Source organism: Lacibacter luteus (assembly GCF_004118265.1).
Lineage (GTDB): Bacteria > Bacteroidota > Bacteroidia > Chitinophagales > Chitinophagaceae > Lacibacter > Lacibacter luteus.
The window spans coordinates 1,256,040-1,279,296 of sequence record NZ_SDHW01000001.1 but is presented as its reverse complement, the minus strand read 5'-3'; the positions used below and the strand labels follow the sequence as shown (position 1 = coordinate 1,279,296).

Sequence of the window (23,257 nt, the reverse complement as noted above, 5' to 3'; positions counted from 1 at the left end):
AACGCTTATAAGTGCATAAAATTGTTGTTACAGTTACCGGAGCCAGTGGTTCCATCTATGCAAAATTACTGCTGGAAAAACTTTCTGCAGCAAAGGAACAGTGGACAGAGGTTGCTTTAGTTATGACGGAAAATGCAAAGGAAGTGTGGCGTACCGAACTACAGGACGAATCGTATAAACAACTTCCGTTCAAGGTTTATTCCACAACCGATTTTCATGCACCTTTTGCATCGGGATCGGGTCAGTTCAATACAATGATCATTATCCCTTGCAGCATGGGTACACTGGGCCGCATTGCAACAGGTATTTCCAACGATTTAATTACACGTGCAGCTGATGTGGTGCTGAAGGAAAGAAGAAAACTGATTTGTGTGGTGCGTGATACGCCGTACAATCTTATTCATATCCGCAATATGGAAACAGTAACGCTTGCAGGTGGAATTATTTGCCCGGCAACACCCAGTTTTTACAGCGTACCAAAAACAATTGAAGAAGTTGCTTCAACAGTTGTTGACCGTGTGTTGGATCTTGCAGGGATTGATGTGAAAACGTTTCGGTGGGGAAATGAAGAGAAATGAGTGATGAGTGATGAATGATCAGTCGCCGCCATCACTTCCCGAATCACCATCGCTACTATAATTCCTGTCGTTCGATTCGCTGCTTTGAAATGGAATATCCCTGTTTCTGCGATAGCTGAAAAAGGCGATGGTTAATACAATCGATAAAATAATGCCGATCCACATGTGAATTTATTTTATTCTGTGATTAGCAATTTTATATTTTTCTTTTACATATTCAAATTCAAAGCACTCATCGGTAAGTTTTAGAATTCTGAGCTTTTTTATAGAACCATTTTTATTTAAAATGATCAGGTTTTGTTGTGTGTCTACTTTATAGGTTGCATTGAATTTATTAGTTAGACTATCTCTTTCAATTCTTTCGTAAAAATATTCACCACCTTTTGTAAATACATTTTTGTAATAGGTATCTTTTTTTCCTTGTCCGGCAATACGCCATTCACCGTGTAGCTTACTAAAATTAATTCCTTCCCCACACAAAGCTGTTACATAATGCGGATAAATCTCCTCGTAAAATCCAGCTTTAATGGCTGCATTAACAGTTTCTTTATCTGAATTAACAATATTGTTATTTACATCTTTTTTTGCCCAATTCAAATCTTTCATACGAAAGAAAAAATCTGAAAATTCAGTAATTGGAGAGCTTCCCTCCACAATAAACGAATAAAAATGTGTGCCTTCTGCATCTTTAAATTCCATATGAAATTCAGGGCCACAATAATGGGAAGTAGAATCAAATGTTGGAATGACTCCCTCGGGAAATTTTTTCAAGTATTTTATTGTATTAATAAGCGTATCTAAGTAAGCCTTGTTTAATTTTCCAACATGAGTTTTGAAAAGTACAGGTTCAATTGAGATGGGGAATCTTGAAATAGAAGAATCTGTATTGAAATCATGTGAAAGGAACCAATAGACACCGAGCCCCTTATTGTATGCATTAACAGAATCTGTTCGATATATTGTAAGGGCCTTGATATATTCTATTCCGGAGTTTTTGTTTTTTTGGGAACATGATACTCCAATTAATAAGAAAAAGAATATGAACCCTCTTTTTTTCATGAAGCTTTATTTTGCAGTTAATTCTTCATACACTGCTGCCAGCGAACGTTGGATGCCATCGCCAATCCATTCTGTTACGCCGGGTATCGCTTTGTTTTTAAGGAAGTCTTCTTTGCTTGTTCCTGCTTTCACTTCTTTTTCACCAAATGCAAGCAAATTTTCAAAGTAGTGTTGCATGGCTTTGATGTCGTCCATCTTACCATACACTTCAAATCCTTCCGATGCATGACCATAAACAAAGGTTGTTTTCTTGCTGAAATGTTTGGTTGTTTTTTCCAGTACGGCAATCCAGTTTTTTATGGAAGCACCTGCGGTACGGTCGATGTATGGGTAGCGGCGGTTGTTGATGAGGTCGCCCATGTGTACAATATCTGCATGTTCAAAATGAATGAGTGCATCACCATCTGTATGTGCTGCACCAAAATACTGCAACGTGATTTTTTCATTGCCAATTTTCTGGCTCCAGGTTTTACCAAAAGTTTGATTGGGATAGAGTTGTTTGTCTTCGCTCTTGCTTTGTTTGGCTACACGTTCCTGATTGGCTTTTGAATTTTCATGCGCCAATACATGTTCTACAATTCCTTTAAATGAAATATTACCGCTGCTGTGATCGCCGTGATGGTGGGTGTTGATGAGTAACTTGAATGGTTTTTCAGAACGGGTCTTTAACTCATCAATGAGGTGTTTACTCTGGTCGGGAAACTGTGTATCAACCACAACAATACCTTCTTTGCTCAAGTAGAAAAGAATAGTGCCGCCACGTTCGGTAAACACTCCAATATCATCTGTCAACATTTTTATTTTCCATGCAGGTTGTTGCAGTAATTGTGCAAGTAAGTTTTGCTGTACAGCAAGTGCGCCTATTGTAAGTGCAGACGATTGCAGGAAATGTTTACGGTTCATACATGTTGATTTATTACCTGTAAAATAAACAATCTGCTGTTTTGTTTACAGACAGGAAATGTATTAGCCGATAAATTGGATGAATGGTAAATTAATACTCCAGTTTTCGAAGGCTGGGTGCTTTAAACCAGGTAACAGTAACGACAAGCAAGGTCATGCAGCCGCCGAAAATAACAGAAGGGACTGTTCCTAATAACGATGCAGCAGTTCCGCTTTCAAACTGTCCAAGTTCGTTACTGCTGTTAATGAAGATAGAGCTTACGCTGCTTACACGCCCACGCATTTCATCAGGCACAAAGAGTTGCAAAACAGTACCACGGATGATCACACTCACGCCATCGAACAAACCGCTCACAAACAGTGCAGCAAAACTCAACCAGAAATTTTGCGAAAGTGCAAATACAAGAATGCAAAGTCCGAATCCGCCAACAACATAAAACAGTTTTTGGCCTTGGTTGTTTTTTAACGGCTTCCAGGTAAGTGCAGCAATGGCAATAAAATTACCGAGATAAGTTGCTGCTGTTAACCAACCCAAACCTTCGGGACCAAGATGTAAAATGTCTTTTGCAAAAACAGGAAGCAATGCAGTAACACCACCAAACAAAACAGCAAACATGTCCAGCGTCATCGATCCTAATAATGCCTTTTGTGTAAGTATGAAATGAATGCCTTCTTTCACGCTTTCCCATGTACGGGTATTGCCGGGTTTAAATAAAACAGGTTTTTGTTTTACGTTTTGCATACAAAACACAGCAATCAATACAAGCGATGATACAACGGTAAAGGCAATGGTAACATTGGTATAACCCATCAGCAAACCTGCAACACCCGGACCAATTACTGCAGCCAGCAGCCATGCCATGCTGTTAATGGAAGTTGCTCTTACCAACTGAGTTGGAAGTACGAGCTGCGAAAGAAATGCACTGAATGCCGGACTGCTGAATGCACGAATGGCGCCTGTAGCTGCAACCAATGCGTAAATACTCCACTGCACAGCCGCAGGCGAAGTTGTATGAATAAAATAATCGGAGGTAACAAACAACATACCCAGCATTACAAAAAAGTACAACAGCATACAAATGCTGATGAGGCGTTGCTTATTGCTGCGGTCGATCTTAACACCTGCAGGTAACGCTAATAAAATAGCAGGAATCACTTCCGATAAACCAAGTACGCCCAATGAAAGTTTACTCCCTGTTACTTCATATAATTTCCAGCCAAGTAAAACAGGAGTCATGCGTAAGCCTGCAAGAAAAATTAAACGTGCTGTAACGTACCATGCAAACTCATTGTTTAACAGAAAGGGTTGCCTTGTATGCGTACTCATGGTAATGTAATGTAGTGCTGACCTTGTTCGTATTCCTTATCTAATGCTTCAATTACAATTTGCAAATGCTTTTCATTGCCAAGAAAATCAGCATTGCTGGCATCAATAAACAACGTTTTAATATTGTGTTGCTTGATGTATTGCGTATAAGTTTCCTGGATACTGAACAGGTAATCGTCGGCTATCTGTTGCTCATAACTCCGGTTGCGTTTACGGATGTTCTGTTGCAGGCGTGAAACAGGCGAATGCAGGTAAATAAGCAACTCCGGTTGCACCAGCTGCTGGTGAATGATATCGAACAGGTTTTGATAGAGCCTGAACTCATCTGCCGGCAGATTTACTTTTGCAAACAGCAGGCATTTTGTAAACAGGTAATCCGAAATAGTAATGGAGTTGAAAAGATCCTGTGTGTGCAGTAATTCTTTCAGCTGTTTATATCGCTCAGCCATAAAAAACAATTCAAGCGGAAACGCAAACTGCTTTGGATTTTCGTAAAATTTAGGCAGGAAAGGATTGTCGGCAAACTCTTCCAGTATCAATCGGGCATTGTAATGTTTGCTTAGTAAATGTGCCAGTGTTGTTTTACCGGCACCGATATTCCCTTCTATTGTTACAAAATTGTACTTCATCCGGCGGCAAATTAAAACATGCGTGGAATTTGCAGAATGAACTTATTCAGTTTGTGGAAAAGTATGCGTTGGATCGTCTTGCCGTTGTTCAACCCAAACAAGCAAAAGAAGCAAACTAAGCAGCCTGACTGTTATTAATTCAGCTTTTTCACCGGCAGCAGATCGGCGCACTCTCTTAATAAAGTACCAATGGTTTTGCGGTAAACAGGATGGATTTTGCGTTCGCCAAGCTCAGCAAGAGGGATCAATACGAAGCGACGGTCTTGTATGGCCGGGTGGGGCAGGGTAACTTTTGGCGAATGATAAATAAGATTGTCGTAAAACAAAATATCCAGATCAATGGTGCGTGGGCCATATTTTTCGGTACGGATGCGGCCGAGCTCCTGTTCAATGTTCAGCAGTTCCTGCATCAACTCATCGGGCAAAAGCTGTGTATGGATAATGATGACCTGGTTGAGGAAAGCTGCTTGTTGGGTATTACCCCATGCTGCAGTTTCGTACAAAGCCGATTCTTTTACAAGGCCGCCGCAGCGTTGTCTTATTTCTGCAATTGCTTTTTTTAAATACTGTTTCCGTTGCCCCTGGTTGCTGCCCAATAAAATGTACGAAACATGATAAGCCATGCTGTAAAAATAGGGCAGTAAAAAATAATGCGAAGGGTTGCCAACCTTAAAAAGGCTGGCAACCCTTTAAAAAGTTTTCGGGGCAACTGCATAAACAAATAGCTTTGCGGCATGAGTAATAACTACAGCCAGTGGCAAGCAATGCTGGCTATTTCCAAAGCAAGTTTCCGGGCAATCTTTCGCAGTCCATCGGCAGTTATTTTCAGTTTCGCCTTTCCCCTCATTTTTATACTGGTGTTTGGATTTATCGGTGGTGGCAGCCCAACAGTTCGCATAGGTTTTACCAAAACAACCGATACAACACAACGCAATGCTGTTTACCAGCAACTGGCGAAATACAAAACCATCCGTATTGTTGAAAAGAGCGAAGAGGAGTTGCGGAACGATTTATCGAAAGGACGTATTACAGCGTTGATCGATATGCAGCCGAATAAATCGGATACGTTTCCTTTGTACAATATCAGCCTGTTAACATCAACAGCAAGTGTTGATCGGTTAGCTATTCTTCAATCAACTTTAAAAGATATTATTGTAAACATCGATCGCAGGGCTGCACCTGATGCACCTACTTATGCAAAAATTGATTTGCCTCCACCAATGCCGGGGCGTGTGTATAAAGCCATCGACTTTATTCTGCCCGGCCAGTTAGGATTTTCTTTATTAAGTGCCGGCGTGTTTGGTGTGGCGTTTTTGTTTTTTAACCTGCGTCAGCAACTGGTATTGAAACGCTTTTTTGCAACACCCATCAAACGTGGATATATTTTGTTTGGCGAAGGCATCAGCCGTGTATTGTTCCAGTTAATTACAGCAGTAGTTATTCTGCTCATCGGAAAATTTGTATTTGGATTTACATTGGTGCATGGCGTTGTTACATTTATTGAACTGCTGATATTGAGTTTGGTGGGGCTGATTGTTTTCATGGGCTTTGGATTTATTGTAAGCGGCCTCGCAAAGAACGAAAGCACTATACCGCCTTTTGCAAATATGTTTACGCTGCCACAGTTTTTATTGGCGGGAACATTTTTCTCAATCGATACTTTTCCAAAATGGTTACAACCGCTTTGCCGCATATTGCCCTTAACACATTTGAACGATGCCATGCGTAATATTGCGTTTGAAGGAAGTCATTTAATTGATTGCGGAAAACAGCTGGGCATTCTTGGTTTGTGGGGTATTGCATTGTACGCTGTTGCCATTAAAGTGTTTCGTTGGGAATGATGCAAAGTACGATGTGAGAGGTACGAGGTACGAAGTAAGGGTACTTCAACTATGAACTATAAACCATGAACGATCAACTTTTTCTATGCGTTTACTAAAAATGTTTTTGTTTGTTTTGATTGGCTTGTTTGCTGTCATTACTATTATTGGGTTGCTGATACCATCGAGTGTAAAAGTGTCGAGAGGTGTTATTGTAAATACCGACAGCAGCAATGTGTACAAGGAGTTGAGCGATGTAAAGAACTGGAACCAATGGTTGCCATGGATAACAGCCGATAGCGGTGCTATTGTGCAAACCTCTGCTGTTACCAATGCACCGGGCGCTTATTTTAAATGGAAAGGAGTGAAGCTGAACAGTGCAGGCACCTTCACCATACAGTCCATTAAGCCCGATGAAATTCTAGTGCTGCATGAAATAAAAGATATGAATACTTCCGAAGGTGGTTTCCGCATCAGAAGCATCAGCAGCAATACAACAGAAGTGCTTTGGTATATGGAGTACAAACTGAAGTGGTATCCGTGGGAACGTTTCTTTGGCATCTTCATCGATAAAATTATCGGTTCGGCTTTTGAACAAGGACTTGAGCAATTCCGCAGTTATACCGAACAGAAGTATGGCTCTTCAACAGCTGCACTTACCAGGGAAAACTGATCTTGCCCATCGTTACTGAAGGAATACCTTTCAATGTTTTTCCAAATTCAATAGTGCCGCCGGCAATACATTCATTGGCAAGTATTGCAAACAGCACCGCTTCTTTTGCATCAGGATTAATACCTAAGTCGCTTGTTAGTTTAATTGGAACAGCAGGCAATAAAAGTTTTATCCGTTCCATTAATAAAGGATTGTGCATACCACCACCACTTGCATACAAAACAAAGTTGCTGTTTCCCTGCATGGTTTTTTGCACCGCTTCTGCAATGGTTTGTGCGGAAAAAAGATTAAGTGTTGTCATTGCATCGGCAGCGCTGATGGTTTCAATACCTGCTTTTTGTTTTGCGGTTTCGAGGTAAGCAAGATTAAATAATTCCGGTCCGGTTGTTTTAGGAAAGCCCTGTTCAAAAAACGGATGATCTTTTAATGCGTTTAACAATGCTTCATGTACTGTGCCCTGTCGTGCAACGGCAGCATCTTCATCAAAATATTTTCCGGTTATCTCCTGTTGAATCAACGCATCCATCATGGTGTTGCCGGGGCCGGTATCGGTGCTGAAAATTTTCTCTGCATCCATAGATCCGGGTAAGAACGTAAAGTTGGCAATACCGCCCATGTTCAACATAATGCGGTCTTCTCCTTTCTTCGAAAAAATAAAATAATCGCCATACACTGCAAGTGGTGCACCCTCGCCACCGGCAGCAATATGTTTCTGACGAAAATCGCTGATGGTGATGATGCCCGTATCAACCGCCATATGATCGCCATCGCCTATCTGTAAAGTTGCATTGCTGAATTTTTCCTGTTGATGCAATGCTTTTGGTGCATGATAAATGGTTTGCCCGTGGCTGGCAATCAAGTCAACATCTTCTTTTGCAATTTGATGCTTTGCTAAAAAGCCATTGATCATTGCTGCCTGTTGTTGGGCTACCCATGGGTTGAGCAGACAGAGTTTTTCAAGATCAACTTCTTTTTTTGAGAACACCGATTTGATCTCGGCTTTAAAATCGGGATCGTAAGCAATGGTTTCAAAGGCAAGCAATTGAATATTTGTATCGTGCCCTTCGCCTTCAATGCGGCAATAAGCAATATCTAAACCATCTACAGAGGTGCCGCTCATTAATCCAATAATGTAGCGTTGCTTTTTTTGTGCAATGGCAGTAAGCGCCTGCATGTTCCTGTTCATACAATAAATATAGTAAATGCCCGTATTTGCGAACTATCTGAATTTTACATGCCGATTTATGCCGTTCATAAATAATAAGGCTGCATTTTTTTGCAGGTTTTTTAATCTTTAGTAATTTTCTGATGCCTTTTTTAAAAGATTAACAGCCAAAACCAGCATGCTTAAACAGGAACGACAAGCCTTTATTGTGCACCAGGTAAACCTGCACAACCGTGTACTGTCATCCGATCTCAGCACACAAATGAATGTGTCGGAAGATACCATTCGTCGTGATTTGCAGGAGCTGGCCGATAAAGGAAAAATAATCAAAGTACATGGTGGCGCATTATCCCGTTCGTTCAACAGCTCCATCAATTCTTCCAGTGTATATAGTATTGATGCAAAGAAAACCATTGCACAAAAAGCCGCATCGCTTGTTAAGGATGGCATGTTTGTAATGAGTACCGGCGGTACTACCATTATTGAAATGGCAAAGGCGCTGCCCGATAATCTGCACGCAACATTTATTACAGGAAGTTTGCCTGCAGCATTGGAGTATATACATCACCCAACTATTGAAGTGATTTTTATTGGCGATAAGCTTTCGAAAAATTCACAGATCACCATTGGCCCCGATGCTATTTTAAAGATCAGGCAGTTTAAAGTTGATCTCTGTTTTCTTGGAATTAATGCACTGGATATAAAACATGGTTTAACCGATAATGATTATGATGTGGTGCAGGTAAAAAAAGCCATGATCGAATCGGCGAATGAGGTCATCGCTTTATCTATCTCCGAAAAAGTAAACACATCGCAAAGCATACAGGTTTGTAAGGTTAACGAATTTGATACACTTATAACCGAATTATCACCCGATGATAAAATTTTTCAACCGTATAAAAACGCCGGACTTAGTATTCTGTAACGATGAAAGCCTTCACAAACTAAAAACTGAAAAATGAAAAGATGTAATGAGAAAAAGACAGGCAGATGGATACATCTGTTTGTTTGGCCGGCAATGTTACTGCTCTGTTCGGTTGCAACCGCACAGGTAACTATTTCGGGTAAAGTAACCGGTGCAGGAAATGCGCCTGCAGTAAACGTATCGGTTGTAGTGCGTAACAGCACAGCAGGTACATCAACCGATGCAAATGGTGCTTACAGCCTTTCGGCAAACCTGAAACCCGGCAAGTATGTGCTGGAGTTTTCGGGTGTAGGTTTTAAATCTACCACTTCAAGTGTAACAATTGAAAGTGGAAAAAGCAGTTATACGATCAACGCCGAATTAAGCGACGACGTTTTAGGTTTAGATGAAGTGGTAGTAACAGGTACAGGTGTTGCTACAAAAAAGAAACAATTGGGCAATGCTATTTCAACAGTATCGGGCAGAGAGTTAACAAGAGGTGGCGCTACATCAATTGATATGGGGCTGCAGGGTAAAGTGGCCGGTGCACAGGTTACACAAAACAGTGGTAACCCTGCCGGTGGTGTTACTGTTCGGTTACGTGGGCCAAGTACGATTGTTGGTTCTTCTGACCCCTTATATATTGTTGATGGTGTAATTGTCAATAACGATTCACGCCAGTTGATCGACTTGGGAGGTTATGCACAAAACAGGTTGGTTGATATTAATCCGGCGGATATTGATCGTATTGAAATCATTAAAGGTGCTGCAGCTGCTGCCATTTATGGTTCAAGAGCAAACAATGGGGTGGTGCAGATCTTTACCAAGAAAGGCCGTGAAGGAAAGCCACAGTTCAGTTTCTCTACACAATTACGCAGCAGTACACTCCGTAAAAAAATGGAGTACAACCAGGTGCCTTTCCGGTTTACAAATTTTACAGCAAGCGACCTTACAACAGTTCCGGTACAGCGTTACGATTTGCAGGATAAGATCTTCCAGAACGGAATAGGTACAGAAAATGTGTTGTCTGTTTCGGGTGGTACAGCTAACACAAAATATTATGCGTCCGTTGCTAACCTTTATAACGAAGGTATTATACGTAATACCAATTTTATGCGCAATGGCTTTCGTTTAAACCTGCAGCAAAAACTCAACAAAACAACCACTCTTAATTTTAATACAGCCTATACACACAGTACAAGTAAAGAAATTCCAAATGGTGGTATTAATGAAGCGTATGGTGCATTAACCGGATTTATTTTCGGCAATAACTATGTTAATCCCGATAAAGATCCTGCCACAGGTATTTATCCATCTGTAAATGCTACTGCAATTGTTGCACGTACCAATCCGTTGGAAGCAATTGAACGTTTCGATTTTCGCCAACGTACAAGTCGTATTGTATCAAGTGCACAATTAACCATTAAACCGGTTACAGGTTTAAATATCGAGTTTACTTCGGGTATTGATAACTATACACAAACTGCAACAGCTTATATTCCGCCACGCAATACAACTCCTTCTTATAACGGAGGTTTTATACGCCGTGCTGATGCAACGGTAATGCAGCTGAATAATGACCTTACTGCAACGTATCAAAAAGAAATTGTCAGCGAACTGCAATCCACCACTTCGTTGGGAGGTACATTGCAATACGACCGCACATTTACGTTTTCGGCTAATGCAACACAGTTAGGTGCGTTTGGACAAACGATTAACAATGGTACAATTGCGGCAGGCGAATTCAGAGGCGAACGTGTAATTATGGGTGCATTTCTGCAACAGACATTTGGTTATAAGAACAGGTATTTTGTAACGGGTGCTGCACGTGTTGATGCATCTTCTGTTTATGGTATCGATAACCGTTGGCAGTTCTTCCCTAAAGTGAGTGGTTCGTATATCGTATCAAACGAAAAATTCTGGAGCGATAATCTTTCAAAAGCAGTTAGTAGCTTAAAGCTGCGTGCTGCATATGGGCAAAGTGGTAACTTAACAGCTATTGGTCAGTACGATCGCTTTACAAATTTCTCACCAGTGGTATACGGTGGACAGGCAGGATATATTGCACCATCAACACTGGGTAACTTTACCGTTAAACCGGAACGCCAGACAGAAGTTGAATTTGGTTTCGATTTAGGTTTACTCAACGATGCCATCAGTATCGAGTTCAGCTATTTCAATAAGGATGTAAAAGATCTTATCCTCAACCGCACACTTGCACCAACAACAGGTTATAACAATCGTTTTGTAAACATTGGTACAATGACGAACAAAGGATTTGAGTTTCTCGTTCGTGCTGCCATTCTTAACAAGGATAAGTTGCGTTGGGTATCAACTTTATCTTACCTCAATAACAAAAACGTAGTGAATGGTGTAGAAGGTAATGGCGTATTACCATTCGCCGGCGGCTTTGGCCAGGTGGCAGCTGTAAACGGTTATCCTTTGGGTGCTTATTACAGTACATTCTTTGCACGCAATGCTGATGGAACGTTATTGCTTGATCTGAATGGTTTACCACAACGTGAAAGAGGTATTCAGTTAGCAAACGGCAAGTATACTGTACAACGTGCTGCAAACGGACAGCCAACAGGTACATTGCTGAGTAAAGTAATTGGTCAGCCCAATCCCAAACATATCATTTCAAAAATTGATGAGCTCGATTTCGGCAAATTCAATTTCCGTATGCAATGGGATGCCATGCTTGGTTACGATGTGTTCAACTTTACAAAACGTGTGGGCGACAGAGATTTTTATGGTGGTTTGAAAGGGTATGAAGCAGAACTGTTAGGCAAAGTTCCAAAAGGTACAAGCGCAGCACTCTTCAGCATTTTCGAAAACTGGATCGAAGACGGTTCGTTTGTGAAATTGCGTGAGTTATCGCTATCGTATAATATGAAGCCAAAGTTTTTAAAAGGCAACAGCATGCGTTTAAGTGTTGTAGGGCGCAACCTGTTTTCATTTGATAATTACAGTGGATGGGATCCGGAAGTAAATGCTGCAGGGCAAGACAATGCAGTACGTGGTTTCGATTTTGTGGAAGTGCCGCTTCCGAGAATGGTCCTGTTTGCAGTTAACGTTAATTTCTAATTGAAAAAAATATTATACAATGAAAAAGCTTTTTAAACATTCCATCTTCCTGCTTGCACTTGCAGTGTTTTCAGGATGTAAAATGGATATCGTAAACCCGAACGGGCCAACCGATGCACAGGTAGTTTCTACCCGTGAGGGATTGATCACTTACAGTATTGGTATGAAGCAGAACTATGCTGCTTCTGCATTCGAATCGCTTGCAATTACAACAGGTGGTACCACACGTGAAGTAAAAGGCATTGCAACATTTACCAATGTGCTTGAAATTGAAGCAGGCGGTTCTGCGTTACCAACTTTTAACGGTAATGTATTGGGTGTTTGGTTACGCATGAATCGTGTAATGGGTATGGCTGATGATATTATTGCCAATGCGCCTACAGTGCTTGCAACTGATAATGCCATGCGTTCGGGTATTGTAGCACATGCACATTTATTTAAAGCAATGGCAATTGGTGGATTAGCAACTGCATTTGAGCAGGTGCCAACAGAAACCAACAAGGCAGGCGGTGTAACGTTTGTTGCCCGTCAGCAAGGGTTATTAAAAGCCATTGAACTGTTAGAACAGGCAGCAGCATTAATTGCAGCAAATACACCATCAACCGAATTTAATACACGTGTATTGGGTGCAAACTTTAATCTGTTAAATTGTATCAATGCCTACCTGGCACGTTACAATGTAATGGCCGGTCGTTATACGCAGGCAATCGCAGCAGCCAATCTTGTTCCATTAAGTTCTGCATCGCAATTTGTGTACGATGGTGCACAATCCATTAACCCAATTTATAACCAGTTACGTGTTGTAAACAGCTTTTCGCCACGTGATAATTTTGGTTTACCTGCGGGTATGTTCGATCCTGCTGATGGGCGCCTGGCTTTTTATTTTCAAGGTTCGCCTGTAACAAGCGGCAGCGATGTGTTACGTACCATCCGTGGTTTTGCACAGGTAAACAGCAGCCCCATCCCGGTTTATCTGCCCGATGAAATGCGTTTGATCAAAGCCGAAGCAATTCTGCGTTCGGGCGGATTGGTAACGGATGCGTTGATTGAGATCAATGCAGTTCGTCAGCAATCGAGCGGTGATGCATTTGGTGTACATGCCAATCTTCCTGCTTACACAGGTTCAATTCTTGTGAATGATCTGTTGCTCGAAGTGTACAAACAACGTTGTGCAGAACTGTACTTAAGTGGTCTTCGTTTGGAAGACAGTCGCCGCTTTGGACGTACAGCTCCGCCAAACAATGTAAATCCTGTTCCTACAACATTTGAGCGCAACAGAAATTTCTATCCTTATCCCGATCAGGAGCGTTTGAACAATCCAAACACTCCGGCCGATCCGTCGATATAAGTCTTTTTTCAGTAGTTATGTTTTAAGTGTTCAAGCCCCGTTTTCTAACGGGGCTTCTCTTTTTTAAAGAAAAATTTACAACAAAGCAACGATTGAGGAAATAGCTTTGTCAACCCATTACAAAACCCGAATGATCGATCAGCGGCAATTAATAAAAGAATGTTTGCGTGGCAACAGCGTGGCGCAAAAGCAACTCTATGATGCTTTTGCTGAAACCATGCTGGGTATCTGTTTCCGCTACACCAAATCGCTGGCCGATGCTGAAGATGTGTTGCAGGAAGGGTTTATTAAAGTGTTTCGTAACCTGCATTCGTACAGGAACGAAGGAGAGTTGGGAGGATGGATAAGAATGATTATGGTGAACACAGCGCTGAACTATCTCAAAAAGAAAAAGGAATACCAGTACGATATGTCTTTCCTGAGCGAGCCGTTGCATCCTGTAAGTAATGAAAACCCTGAAATAGTACTGCAAGCTAAACAATTGGCCGAACTGATACGGCAATTACCAACCGGTTATCAAACCATTTTTAACCTGCACGCTGTAGAAGGTTTTACGCATGTGGAAATAGGGAAGATGCTTGGTATTTCCGAAGGTACCAGCCGCAGCCAGTATATGCGTGCCCGTAACCTGCTGATCACCTGGATAGAAAAGTATAATGCCGAACCCCAAAAGAAAGTGTATGGAGGATAATCAATTTGAACAAAAAATAGGGCAGGAGATGGCCGGCTTTAAGCTGAAGCCATCGGATGCCGTGTGGCAAAATGTAGATGCGCAGTTGAAAGAAGACAGGAAGCGTCGCAGATGGGTACTCTTCTTTCTTTTTGCAGGACTGCTTTTGGGCGGAGCCGGATTGTTTTATATAATATCAGGAGATGGTGAAAGTAAACCGACGGCAACTCATCAAACAACAATCAACAACACAACTGTTAATAAAGAAAACAAAGAAGCGGATAGTAAAAGCACAATCACATTAAATGAACAGCAGCAGGAAAATAAAGCAATAACGAATACAGCAACCGGTACAAAAATAGCTTCACTAAACGAAGCAGAACCACAAAGCATAAACAAACAGCAGCAACGGCCTGCGGCAATTGTGTCAGTAAAAGGGAAAGACAAAAAAGTAACAGTAACAAAGTCTTCAATAAAATTGCCTGTTGCAAAAGATCAACAGCAAAGCAAACAGTTTCCGGCGAAGGAAGAAGTAGCCATTGTTTCAACCGAAAAGAAAGATGAAGGCGCAGTAGTTGATACAACAACTGTTGTAAATACTAAATCTGAAACAACAACCAGCGCAACTATAGATCATACAGTACAAACAAATGCTGATTCAGTTTCAACTACCGCAGGTATGACGCCTGCTGACAGCAGCACTAAAACAAAAAATAAGTGGCGTGTTGGGTTGCATGTTAATACCGGTATTGCCCAAATAAGAGAAAGTGTTTTTCCGGGAGTAATGTCGTCGAGTGCCGACGCCTCACCGTTGTTTGGAAACAATGGCGGATCGGGAGGCCCTACAAGTATTACGGTAAACCAGTTTACGGTTAAACCTGCGCTGCAGTTTGGTGCAGGGGTTGTTGTGCGTAAAACTATTTTAAAGAAACATGCATTTGTTACAGGCTTGCAATACCAGTACAGCAGTTATAAAGTTGAACAAACACAACGGGTAGATAGTTTTTACCAAACAACAAACAGTTTCTCAACAGTTATGAAAACAGAAAGCAGTGCTTTGTTTAAAACGCACAGCATTGCAATACCGCTGGAGATAGAATGGAAGATTGCATCAACTTCAGGTGGGGTATTTCGTTTAGGTACAGGCTTGCAACAATGGTTTACATTGTCTTCTGCAAAGAAAGGAACAGTTGCATCTGCTTACAGATATTCCGGTACAAGTTTAGTTGCAGGAAGAACCGCTACTGCAAAAGCTACTACATGGCAACCTGTGCTGCAACTTGCTCCTTTGTACGAATGGAGTACAAAAAAGCAAACATCGCAACTGGGTTTGTTCTTTAATTATGGGTTACGACCTGTTTACAAAACAACTGCAAGCGATTACTGGTGGCAAACCGGAGTACGTTATCGTTTTTATTTTACGAAATAAAAAAGCAAAGGAGCAACGGTTTTTAAAGTAGCAGTGTCAACCTTCTAAATAAACTACTGCTATGACCAGGATTAAACCTTACGCATTATTGCTGTTGCCGATTTTGTTTTTCAGCAGTTGCCTGAAAGATAAGTGCACACAAACCTATACCATCTATCGCCCTGTTTACAAAGCAAGACAGGAAGTATATGCCGATATTAAAAGTAAACCGGCAAGAGCTATTACAAGTCCGGGTAAAATAACGCTGTTTGGTTCGTATATTTTTCTTAATGAAATCAATAAAGGCATTCATGTAATTGATAACAGCAATCCGTCGCAACCGAAAAATCTTTCGTTTATTGAAATGCCGGGTAATGTAGACCTGGCAGTGAAGGGAAACCGTTTGTATGCCGATCTGTATAACGATCTCATCACACTTGATATTACAAATCCTACACAGGTAAGTGTTGCAAAAATTACAACAAAAGTATTTCCACACAGAATGTATACATCGGGCTTTGTTGCAGATACCAATCTTGTAATTGTTGACTGGAATACAAAAGATACTTCCGTTGAAATTGGTTGCTCCGGTACACCAATGTTTGGATGGTTCGACAGATCGGCAATGTTATTGTCTTCATTTGCATCAGGCGGAACCAATACTGCAACAGTTGGCATCAATGGTTCAATGGCACGCTTTGCATTAAAGAACGAATATCTCTATACGGTTTCAACCACTGATCTGAAAGTATTTGGTTTGCAAAATCCTGATGCACCGCAACAGCTCAACACTGTGCAGCTTGGTTGGGGCATTGAAACCATCTTTCCATTTAAAGATCATTTGTTCATTGGCTCCAATACCGGCATGTTTATTTACAGTTTGCAAAATCCTTCGGCACCTGTAAAGAAAGGAGCGTTTGCACATGTGCTTGCCTGCGATCCTGTAATTGCCGATGATACACATGCGTATGTAACACTCCGAAGCGGTAACAATTGCCGGGCTGTTATTAACCAGCTGGATGTGTTGGATATTGCTAATCTGCAATCGCCTTCGTTGTTGAAGACCTATCAGTTAACAAATCCGCATGGTTTATCGAAAGATGGTAACCTGTTGTTTGTATGCGATGGAAAAGATGGATTGAAAGTTTACGATGCATCTTCGCCAACCGATCTTAAGCTTATAAAACAGTTTAAAGGATTTGAAGCATACGATGTAATTGCATGGAACGGTAATGCATTGGTTGTAACAAAAACAGCCTTGCTGCAGTTCGATTACAGCAATACAAACAATATTCAGCAACGTAGCAGTATTGCTATTCAAAAATAAAGCTATGCGAAAAATATTCTGTTTGCTGTTGATGGCTCCTTTGTTTGTTTATGCACAAGTAAATCAGCAAAAGCAAAAAGCAATGCCATTGAAATTTGAAACGATTGTACAAACAGGGTTGCTTGTTGGCGACAATGCAGAGTCAGCAACATTGCAGGCCATCGCCGGTATGCGGCATAAAAAATGGTATGCCGGTGTAGGTACAGGTCTCGATTTTTATTTGCAGCGGAGTGTTCCATTGTTTGCCGATGTGCGGTACGATTTTTCTGCAAAGCGTAAAACCTTTTTTCTTTACGGCGATGCCGGTGTTAATTTCGCCTGGACAAAAAATAAAGAGCAACAGAATATCATTGATCAGACGCCGGGTTTGTTTACCGATGCAGGGATAGGATTGAAAATTGCTACAAAAAAGCAAGATGCATTTCTCATCAGCGTCGGTTATTCGCACAAACAATTAGAAGAAACGCAAAAAGGGTTCAGCTGGTGGTCAATAATAGGGCCAGGGGTTGATTATGCATCAGAGCTCAAGTATAATTATTCTTTCAACCGCATCGCAATAAAGTTTGGCTTTGTGTTTTAACCATTGCTTTATCATCTCTCGGATATATAACCGGGATACACCTATAGATAAGGTTGTCTCAAAAGGATCGTCATTTAATACACGATCGTCACTGCGAGGAACGAAGCAGTCTTATTATCGAGATTGCTTCACTTTGTTCGCAATGACGTTCCTTTTGGGACAGCCTTTCTTTTTTAATTTGTTTGAATGAATTTAAGATTGCGTTGAATGCCGCTGAATTTTGTGCGTTTAAGCGGCGAGTGTTTAAAAACCTGTTTAAATAGTTCTTCGGTCATCTCTTCCCATTGTTTAGTAGAAAGATTGAGTATTTGGGGAAGAGGAGTAAATGCAGGTTCTGCAGTTTGTTTGCTGAAGCGGTTCCATGGACAAACATCCTGGCAAACATCGCAACCAAATAGCCAGTTGTTGAATTTGCCTTGCATACTTTCGTCGATCAAGGCATCTTTTAATTCAATGGTGAAGTAGGAAATACATTTGCTGCCATCAACAACTTTACCGGGCAGAATTGCATCGGTTGGACAATTGTCGATACAGCGGGTGCAGCTGCCGCAATAATCTTTTGCAAACAGATCGTCATACTCCAGTTCAAGATCGCAAATGATCGTTGCTAAAAAAAAGAACGAGCCTTGTTGTTTGTTGATGAGGTTGCCGTTTTTGCCGATCCATCCCAAACCACTTCGTTTTGCCCAGCTGCGTTCAAGAACAGGAGCACTGTCAACAAAGCCACGGCCATTCACTTCTCCAATCGAACTGTTCATTTCAAACAACAACTCTTTCAGCTTGCTGCGTATTACTTCGTGGTAATCGTTGCCGTAAGCATATTTCGAAATTTTTGGTCCATCGGTTGTTTGCATTGCAGATGGATAATAATTCATCATCAGTGTTATTACACTCTTTGCACCGGGAACAAGTTTTGCAGGATCAACACGCAACTCAAAATGATTTTCCATGTATTGCATCTGGCCATGCATGCCCTTGCTCAACCATTGTTCCAAACGCCTTGCATCATCATCGAGCCGCACAGCTTTACTGATACCGCAAAAACTGAAACCAAGTTTTGTTGCTGTTTGTTTAATGAAAGAAGTATATGCAGTTACAGGTATCAATACTATTTGTCTTGAATGTGCAGCTTATGAAACAGGCGATGAGCAGCAGGTGCAAGTATTAAACCAATGTTGGTAATAAAAACAACACCGCTGAACAATGCGTAAAACGAAGAAAAGAGTTTGCCTCCATCGGATGTAATGGTTACAACCGGCCCCATGCCACTAAGTATCATCGAAGCATTGTGCAATGCATCAAGCCAGGGAATATTATCGGTATAGTGATAACCAAGTACTCCAATTGCAAGGCAGATGCTTAAAATGCCGGAAGCTGTAAACAAATTCCAGGCCATGCGTTTGTAATATTTGTGCTTGGGAGCAAGCGGTTGTTTACTGTGTTCGTACATGCTACAGAGTTTAAAAACAGAACTGCCGGAAAGGTACAAAACGAAACATGAACACAGCCTTCTTCTTATTTACAACCGCCGCTTATCTGTGCATCAACCAATGTTTTTAACTGATCGTACAATTCACGTTTTAAAGGATCTCTTTCCTTTTTGGTAAGTAAAATGCAGGTGTAGCCTTTGCAATAATCGATCCATGCAAACGGGGCGTTTTGCGAAACAGCGCTTACAACTTTACCTTCCTCTTCAACCCATGTGCCTAAGCCATAGCTGTAGCCATTCATAAAAGGCGGAGTAAATTTATTGAGGGCATTGCCGGTTTGTATTTTCATGATTTCAGCTACTGATGCTTCGGTTAAGATCTGTTTGCCGTTGAACATGCCTTTGTTCAGCAACATGCTCATAAAGTTTGTGTACTCCGTTGCAGTTGATTTTGCGCCATCAAACGGACTGATGGCAGAAGTATAATTGCTGAATGTAGTGAAGCGCAGGTTCATGGGCCGCAACAGTTTTTCCTGTATCAACCGGTCGAACTTTTTCTTTGTAACCACTTCCAGAACACGGCCAACAATATTTGTTCCTATCTGGTTGTATTGAAACCATACACCGGGGTTGTTTACAATAGCTCTCTTTTCTGCATAGTGATTCACTTCATCTTCCAGTGTGGTAAAGCTGTTGCGCTGAAACATTTTTCCTGCACCTTGTTTGTCGGGTTCAATGCCATCGGTATGGCTGAGGCAATGCCTGATAGTGATGTATCCTTTCATCCACTTTGGAAAAATGGGGAGATACTTTCCTACATTATCATCCAGCGAAATTTTTCCTTCCTGCACCAGTATCATTACCAACGCTGCTGTTAACCACTGGCTGCTTTCACCAATGGGGGCTTGTATGTTTGGTTTAAAATCGCCCAATGTTTTCTGGTAAATAACTTTTCCGCCTTTGTAGATCATCAGCGCCTGATCGTCGCCCAATTGCTTTTGATTATTGAGCAGGAACTGTTCAACTTCACTAAAGTTTTGTGCGTACGTTCCGTTAAGTGCGAGTACAGAAAAAAGAAAAAGCAGCATCCGCTTCATGTAAAAAAGTTTATGCTGCTAAAGATAATTGGAAACAGTATGCAAGCAAGCACCCGTTTCAATATTAACAAGGTTTAAGCCTGCGTACTTTCCTCGAAATTAAACAACCAATACTTACCGTATTTATCGGTTAAGGAACCATAGAGTCCGCCCCAGAACATGCGGGCAAGCGGTTCAATAATTGAGCCGTCAATTGCAAGATGGTTAAAGAAGCGGTGAGCTTCTTCTTCTGAAGTACATTGTACACAAAGATGCGTGCCGTTACCGTTGTTGAGTTTGGTGCGGTTCATATCGGAACCCATAATAACAATTGCACCGCTGTTTAGTTGTGCATGCATTACCTGTTCCTGTATTTGCGGAGGCATCTGTGCTGCAATGGGTGCTTCTTTCACTTTTTGAATGTTGAGTTCGCCACCAAAACATTGCTGGTAAAACTGCATGGCTTCTGCACAATTGCCTTCGAAGCTGAGATAAGGATTGAGTGTTGCGGGCATAAAATAATTTTTAAACTTTTGTAATTAACCGGGAAACTTTGAAGGATCGGAAAACATCACTTCCCATTGATGCCCGTCGGGATCTGCAAAGGAATCGTAATACATCCATCCATGATCGGCTGCTTCACGATAGCGGCTGCCGCCGTTAGCCAACGCTGCCTGCACAAGGGCATCTACTTTTTCTCTGCTTTCAACATCTATAGCAATAATCACCTGTGTACTGCTGCCATCGGCAACAGTTCTGGTAGTGAAGCCGGCAAAGAATTCATGCGTTAGCAGCATAGCATAAATGCTGCCTTCGTTCAGAATTAAGCAGACAGCTTTATCGTTGCTGAACTGTGCGTTAAAGCTGAAGCCTAAACTCGTCCAGAATGCTTTTGTTACTGCAAGGTCTTTCACCGGCAGGTTAATGTAGATCGATTTTACATGCGACATACGATAAGGTTTAATTGGTTTGCTCGGCCATTGTTTTAATTACTTCCATTGCTTTTGGCCAGGTGCCAAGAAAGTAATCTTTATATTCCGCACTGATGTCTATCTCCACATCAAGTGTGGTGCCGTTATTGTTTTGTGTAAGTGTGTAGTTCTCTTTCGATCCATTCCATACTTTTACTTTGTCGCTTGTGGTATCTTCAATCCCGTCTTTTATTTCGCCGAGATGCGTAAACGACATGTATTCGTTCTCTCTTTTTTCAGCTATTTCACTTACCATGCCGTTGCCGGTTCCATCGGTAAATAAAATTCTGCTTCCCTGTTGCCAATCGCTTATAGCTGTTGAGCCTGGTGCAAATACAGCCGTCCATGCTTCGTAGTTGCCTTTGGTCCAGAGTACGTCCCATACTTTTTCTTTGGGGGCGTTGATTTTTACAGAAAAATGAAGTCGTTCCATAAAATATAAATAAAGGGTTAACCAATTAACTGCACCGATTCGTTTACAATACGCTGCAGTTCTTTTTTATTTGCGTTGATCGTTTTCATGTCGGTCAGGTAAAGCATCCGTCTGTCTTTGTAATCGCCTTCAAGTAAAGCCGATTTTATTTTTACAATTGAAGGATGATGAAAGATAAGATGCACATGCTTAGTTGCCCGGTGATTAAAAGTTAAAAAATCTTCGTTGCAATAATAGCTGGGAGCATTCCATTTAATACGTTCATTGATTTGCCGGTTGCTATCTTTTATCAGCTGCCGCACGGCATCAATTTCTGCTTTTAACGGATGCTCCAGTTTGTTCATCCATTCAGCTACCTGTTCTTCATCGGTTGGCTTTGTTTTTTTTGTGGCCATGCTTTGCTGCAATTTATTGTTCAAGATTTTTCTTCATGTTGTTGAGGTTTGTCTGCATGTCGTTGCCAACAAACTTGTCCATAAACAGGTTCATGATGTTCATTGGGTAGGCCGATTTGCCGGAGAAGGTAGTGGTTACTCTTGTTTGGTTTTCGTTAATAGCTGTAACTGTTGTATTAGCGTAGTTGGTGCCCTCCATTGGTTCTTTAAAACGAATTTCCACTTTCATGCTTTCTCCGTCTTTTACTTCAATAATTTCCTGTGCACCAACGCCAACGTTTTTGTCTTTACTTTCCCAGGATGATGTAAAACCCGGAGTACCATCGGTACCAGTATAAACAATTTTAATGTTGGGATCGGCCATAACCCATACGCTGTATTTTTCCTGGTTGCGGATGAGTTTTGCATAATCGAATACTTCCTGCTTGGGTTTGTTAATGACTACCTCTTTCGATAAGCTGAATTCTTTACTGATGAACAATGCCGTAATTAACAGAATTGCAATAAGTGTAAGTAAAACGAGGAGGATGCGTTTAATAAATCTCATGATAGATAAGTTTAAGGTTGGTTAATGTGTGTAGTTAAATCTAAAAATAATTTCCGGTATTAGGCCGCCGCTGGTCAATCATTAAGTAAAAACAGATCCTCGGTGCCCGAGTTGCTCAAGTGTTGTTAATATCAGCTTCTGTTGCACCCGTTCACCTTCTATTCTTAATATTTTATCACAGTCGTTCAGGTCTATGGTAATTTTTGAAGATGGATAATGCAGTTTCAACCGGTTAATGATCGTGTCGGCTTCCGGTTTTGTGGTTACATTGGTTTTAAATAACTCAATTGCAGGTTGCTGAGGTTTTGTTTGCCGGTATAGCCGCAGGCAGTTGTTCATCTGCCGCAAATGCCGCTGCGTATGAAACCACACAAAGTGTGCAATTTCCAATTTACTGATATTGCCGAATGCAGGATGGTCGATCATTTCATCAAAATCAATTTTATACAATAGCTGCATTAACGCCAGATGTGTTGTTTCAAACTCCTCCAATAAAACTGCTTTAACATAAATGTCTTTTGTTGGCAGTATAAATTCGGGAGAATTGTATTTCTTTTCAAAATCAAGAAAGATTAGTTGCAGCTCTTCAATTTTTTCAGCCGGATCCCGCTGCGATTTGCTTCCTTTTAAGGCCATCGCCTTTAGCACAGAGTTTGTAGAAAGTAATACATGCTCGGCTATTTGTGCAATGCACCAACTGCGGGCTGTGGGTTTAAAATGAAGCGCATCTTCATTGGCTGTAGTAAGTAAATGCAGCATTGCTGTATTTACTTCCTCAATACCGGTTAATAAGGTTGCTGTATGAATTGTGTTTGTAAACATATTTGTGTTTGCTGCACAAACCTAATCGCTTCCTTTTGGAAAGAAAGGGTGTGTTTCCGAAATTGTGTGGGGTTGATTACGACAAATGCATTTCCTACATTTGATT

At 41.2% G+C, this 23,257-nt stretch carries 26 protein-coding genes; 10 read left to right on the top strand and 16 right to left on the bottom strand.

Annotated features, from left to right (window positions below; genetic code table 11):
- Window positions 1–11 precede the first annotated feature (11 nt).
- Entirely contained in the window at window positions 12–578 is a 567-nt protein-coding gene (locus ESA94_RS04930) for a UbiX family flavin prenyltransferase (protein WP_129129730.1), read from the top strand.
- Between the two features lie 18 nt (window positions 579–596).
- Here ESA94_RS04930 and ESA94_RS21355 read toward each other — a convergent pair whose 3' ends face one another.
- From ESA94_RS21355 to folK, 6 genes are all read right to left on the bottom strand, one after another.
- A complete protein-coding gene (locus ESA94_RS21355) occupies window positions 597–743 on the bottom strand; it encodes a hypothetical protein (protein WP_164972653.1) in 147 nt (48 codons plus the stop codon).
- A gap of 6 nt (window positions 744–749) precedes the next feature.
- Window positions 750–1,637 carry a hypothetical protein gene (locus ESA94_RS04925; RefSeq protein ID WP_129129729.1) on the bottom strand — a complete coding sequence of 296 codons (888 nt, stop codon included), beginning with the start codon at window positions 1,635–1,637 and terminating at the stop codon, window positions 750–752.
- 6 nt (window positions 1,638–1,643) lie between these two features.
- The gene (locus tag ESA94_RS04920; protein ID WP_129129728.1) at window positions 1,644–2,540 is read right to left on the bottom strand and encodes an MBL fold metallo-hydrolase; all 897 of its coding nucleotides are present in this window, start codon (window positions 2,538–2,540) and stop codon (window positions 1,644–1,646) included.
- A gap of 91 nt (window positions 2,541–2,631) precedes the next feature.
- Window positions 2,632–3,867, bottom strand: coding sequence for an MFS transporter (locus ESA94_RS04915; RefSeq protein WP_129129727.1), 1,236 nt, complete (start codon window positions 3,865–3,867; stop codon window positions 2,632–2,634).
- A complete protein-coding gene (locus tag ESA94_RS04910; RefSeq protein ID WP_129129726.1) occupies window positions 3,864–4,496 on the bottom strand; it encodes a deoxynucleoside kinase in 633 nt (210 codons plus the stop codon). The genes ESA94_RS04915 and ESA94_RS04910 overlap by 4 nt, the downstream gene beginning before the upstream one ends.
- A gap of 134 nt (window positions 4,497–4,630) precedes the next feature.
- The gene (folK, locus tag ESA94_RS04905; RefSeq protein ID WP_129129725.1) at window positions 4,631–5,119 is read right to left on the bottom strand and encodes a 2-amino-4-hydroxy-6-hydroxymethyldihydropteridine diphosphokinase; all 489 of its coding nucleotides are present in this window, start codon (window positions 5,117–5,119) and stop codon (window positions 4,631–4,633) included.
- Window positions 5,120–5,230: 111 nt separating this feature from the next.
- On the opposite strand from folK, the gene ESA94_RS04900 reads away from it, so the two are divergent.
- Both ESA94_RS04900 and ESA94_RS04895 read left to right on the top strand, forming a co-directional pair.
- Entirely contained in the window at window positions 5,231–6,337 is a 1,107-nt protein-coding gene (locus tag ESA94_RS04900; RefSeq protein WP_129129724.1) for an ABC transporter permease, read from the top strand.
- Window positions 6,338–6,422: 85 nt separating this feature from the next.
- Window positions 6,423–6,989: an SRPBCC family protein gene (locus ESA94_RS04895; protein WP_129129723.1), complete on the top strand. Its 567-nt coding sequence runs from the start codon at window positions 6,423–6,425 to the stop codon at window positions 6,987–6,989.
- Here the strand turns inward: ESA94_RS04895 and ESA94_RS04890 are convergent.
- Window positions 6,973–8,175, bottom strand: coding sequence for an anhydro-N-acetylmuramic acid kinase (locus ESA94_RS04890; protein WP_129129722.1), 1,203 nt, complete (start codon window positions 8,173–8,175; stop codon window positions 6,973–6,975). The two genes, ESA94_RS04895 and ESA94_RS04890, sit on opposite strands and share 17 nt — an antisense overlap.
- A 157-nt stretch (window positions 8,176–8,332) precedes the next feature.
- Here ESA94_RS04890 and ESA94_RS04885 point away from each other — a divergent pair, with 157 nt between their 5' ends.
- The 7 genes from ESA94_RS04885 (at window position 8,333) to ESA94_RS04855 (ending at window position 17,478) form a co-directional block, all read left to right on the top strand.
- Window positions 8,333–9,079 carry a DeoR/GlpR family DNA-binding transcription regulator gene (locus tag ESA94_RS04885; RefSeq protein ID WP_129129721.1) on the top strand — a complete coding sequence of 249 codons (747 nt, stop codon included), beginning with the start codon at window positions 8,333–8,335 and terminating at the stop codon, window positions 9,077–9,079.
- Window positions 9,080–9,112: 33 nt separating this feature from the next.
- Entirely contained in the window at window positions 9,113–12,145 is a 3,033-nt protein-coding gene (locus ESA94_RS04880; protein WP_205755907.1) for a SusC/RagA family TonB-linked outer membrane protein, read from the top strand.
- 19 nt (window positions 12,146–12,164) lie between these two features.
- Complete coding sequence (locus ESA94_RS04875) at window positions 12,165–13,493, top strand: RagB/SusD family nutrient uptake outer membrane protein (RefSeq protein ID WP_129129720.1); 1,329 nt, start codon at window positions 12,165–12,167, stop codon at window positions 13,491–13,493.
- Between the two features lie 130 nt (window positions 13,494–13,623).
- Window positions 13,624–14,184 carry an RNA polymerase sigma factor gene (locus ESA94_RS04870; protein ID WP_240670987.1) on the top strand — a complete coding sequence of 187 codons (561 nt, stop codon included), beginning with the start codon at window positions 13,624–13,626 and terminating at the stop codon, window positions 14,182–14,184.
- The gene (locus ESA94_RS04865; protein WP_164972652.1) at window positions 14,174–15,592 is read left to right on the top strand and encodes an outer membrane beta-barrel protein; all 1,419 of its coding nucleotides are present in this window, start codon (window positions 14,174–14,176) and stop codon (window positions 15,590–15,592) included. Before ESA94_RS04870 ends, ESA94_RS04865 begins: the two co-directional genes overlap by 11 nt.
- 61 nt (window positions 15,593–15,653) lie before the next feature.
- Window positions 15,654–16,898, top strand: coding sequence for an LVIVD repeat-containing protein (locus tag ESA94_RS04860; RefSeq protein ID WP_129129718.1), 1,245 nt, complete (start codon window positions 15,654–15,656; stop codon window positions 16,896–16,898).
- Between the two features lie 4 nt (window positions 16,899–16,902).
- Window positions 16,903–17,478 carry a hypothetical protein gene (locus ESA94_RS04855; protein WP_129129717.1) on the top strand — a complete coding sequence of 192 codons (576 nt, stop codon included), beginning with the start codon at window positions 16,903–16,905 and terminating at the stop codon, window positions 17,476–17,478.
- A gap of 173 nt (window positions 17,479–17,651) precedes the next feature.
- On the opposite strand, the gene queG is transcribed toward ESA94_RS04855, so the two are convergent.
- The 9 genes from queG to ESA94_RS04810 form a co-directional block, all read right to left on the bottom strand.
- Complete coding sequence (gene queG / locus ESA94_RS04850; RefSeq protein ID WP_129129716.1) at window positions 17,652–18,584, bottom strand: tRNA epoxyqueuosine(34) reductase QueG; 933 nt, start codon at window positions 18,582–18,584, stop codon at window positions 17,652–17,654.
- Window positions 18,585–18,586: 2 nt separating this feature from the next.
- Entirely contained in the window at window positions 18,587–18,928 is a 342-nt protein-coding gene (locus ESA94_RS04845; RefSeq protein ID WP_129129715.1) for a hypothetical protein, read from the bottom strand.
- 65 nt (window positions 18,929–18,993) lie between these two features.
- Window positions 18,994–20,004 carry a serine hydrolase domain-containing protein gene (locus ESA94_RS04840; RefSeq protein WP_129129714.1) on the bottom strand — a complete coding sequence of 337 codons (1,011 nt, stop codon included), beginning with the start codon at window positions 20,002–20,004 and terminating at the stop codon, window positions 18,994–18,996.
- 74 nt (window positions 20,005–20,078) lie between these two features.
- On the bottom strand, window positions 20,079–20,498 hold the full coding sequence (locus ESA94_RS04835; RefSeq protein WP_129129713.1) for a VOC family protein: 420 nt from the start codon (window positions 20,496–20,498) through the stop codon (window positions 20,079–20,081).
- A 24-nt stretch (window positions 20,499–20,522) separates the two neighbouring features.
- Window positions 20,523–20,933 (bottom strand): VOC family protein, encoded by a 411-nt coding sequence (locus ESA94_RS04830; protein WP_129129712.1) that lies wholly within the window; start codon window positions 20,931–20,933, stop codon window positions 20,523–20,525.
- Between the two features lie 10 nt (window positions 20,934–20,943).
- A complete protein-coding gene (locus ESA94_RS04825) occupies window positions 20,944–21,387 on the bottom strand; it encodes an SRPBCC family protein (RefSeq protein ID WP_129129711.1) in 444 nt (147 codons plus the stop codon).
- A 17-nt stretch (window positions 21,388–21,404) separates the two neighbouring features.
- Complete coding sequence (locus ESA94_RS04820) at window positions 21,405–21,782, bottom strand: DUF1801 domain-containing protein (protein WP_129129710.1); 378 nt, start codon at window positions 21,780–21,782, stop codon at window positions 21,405–21,407.
- Window positions 21,783–21,795: 13 nt separating this feature from the next.
- Window positions 21,796–22,329 (bottom strand): SRPBCC family protein, encoded by a 534-nt coding sequence (locus ESA94_RS04815; protein ID WP_129129709.1) that lies wholly within the window; start codon window positions 22,327–22,329, stop codon window positions 21,796–21,798.
- Window positions 22,330–22,410: 81 nt separating this feature from the next.
- The gene (locus tag ESA94_RS04810) at window positions 22,411–23,151 is read right to left on the bottom strand and encodes a DinB family protein (RefSeq protein ID WP_129129708.1); all 741 of its coding nucleotides are present in this window, start codon (window positions 23,149–23,151) and stop codon (window positions 22,411–22,413) included.
- Window positions 23,152–23,257: the final 106 nt, after the last annotated feature.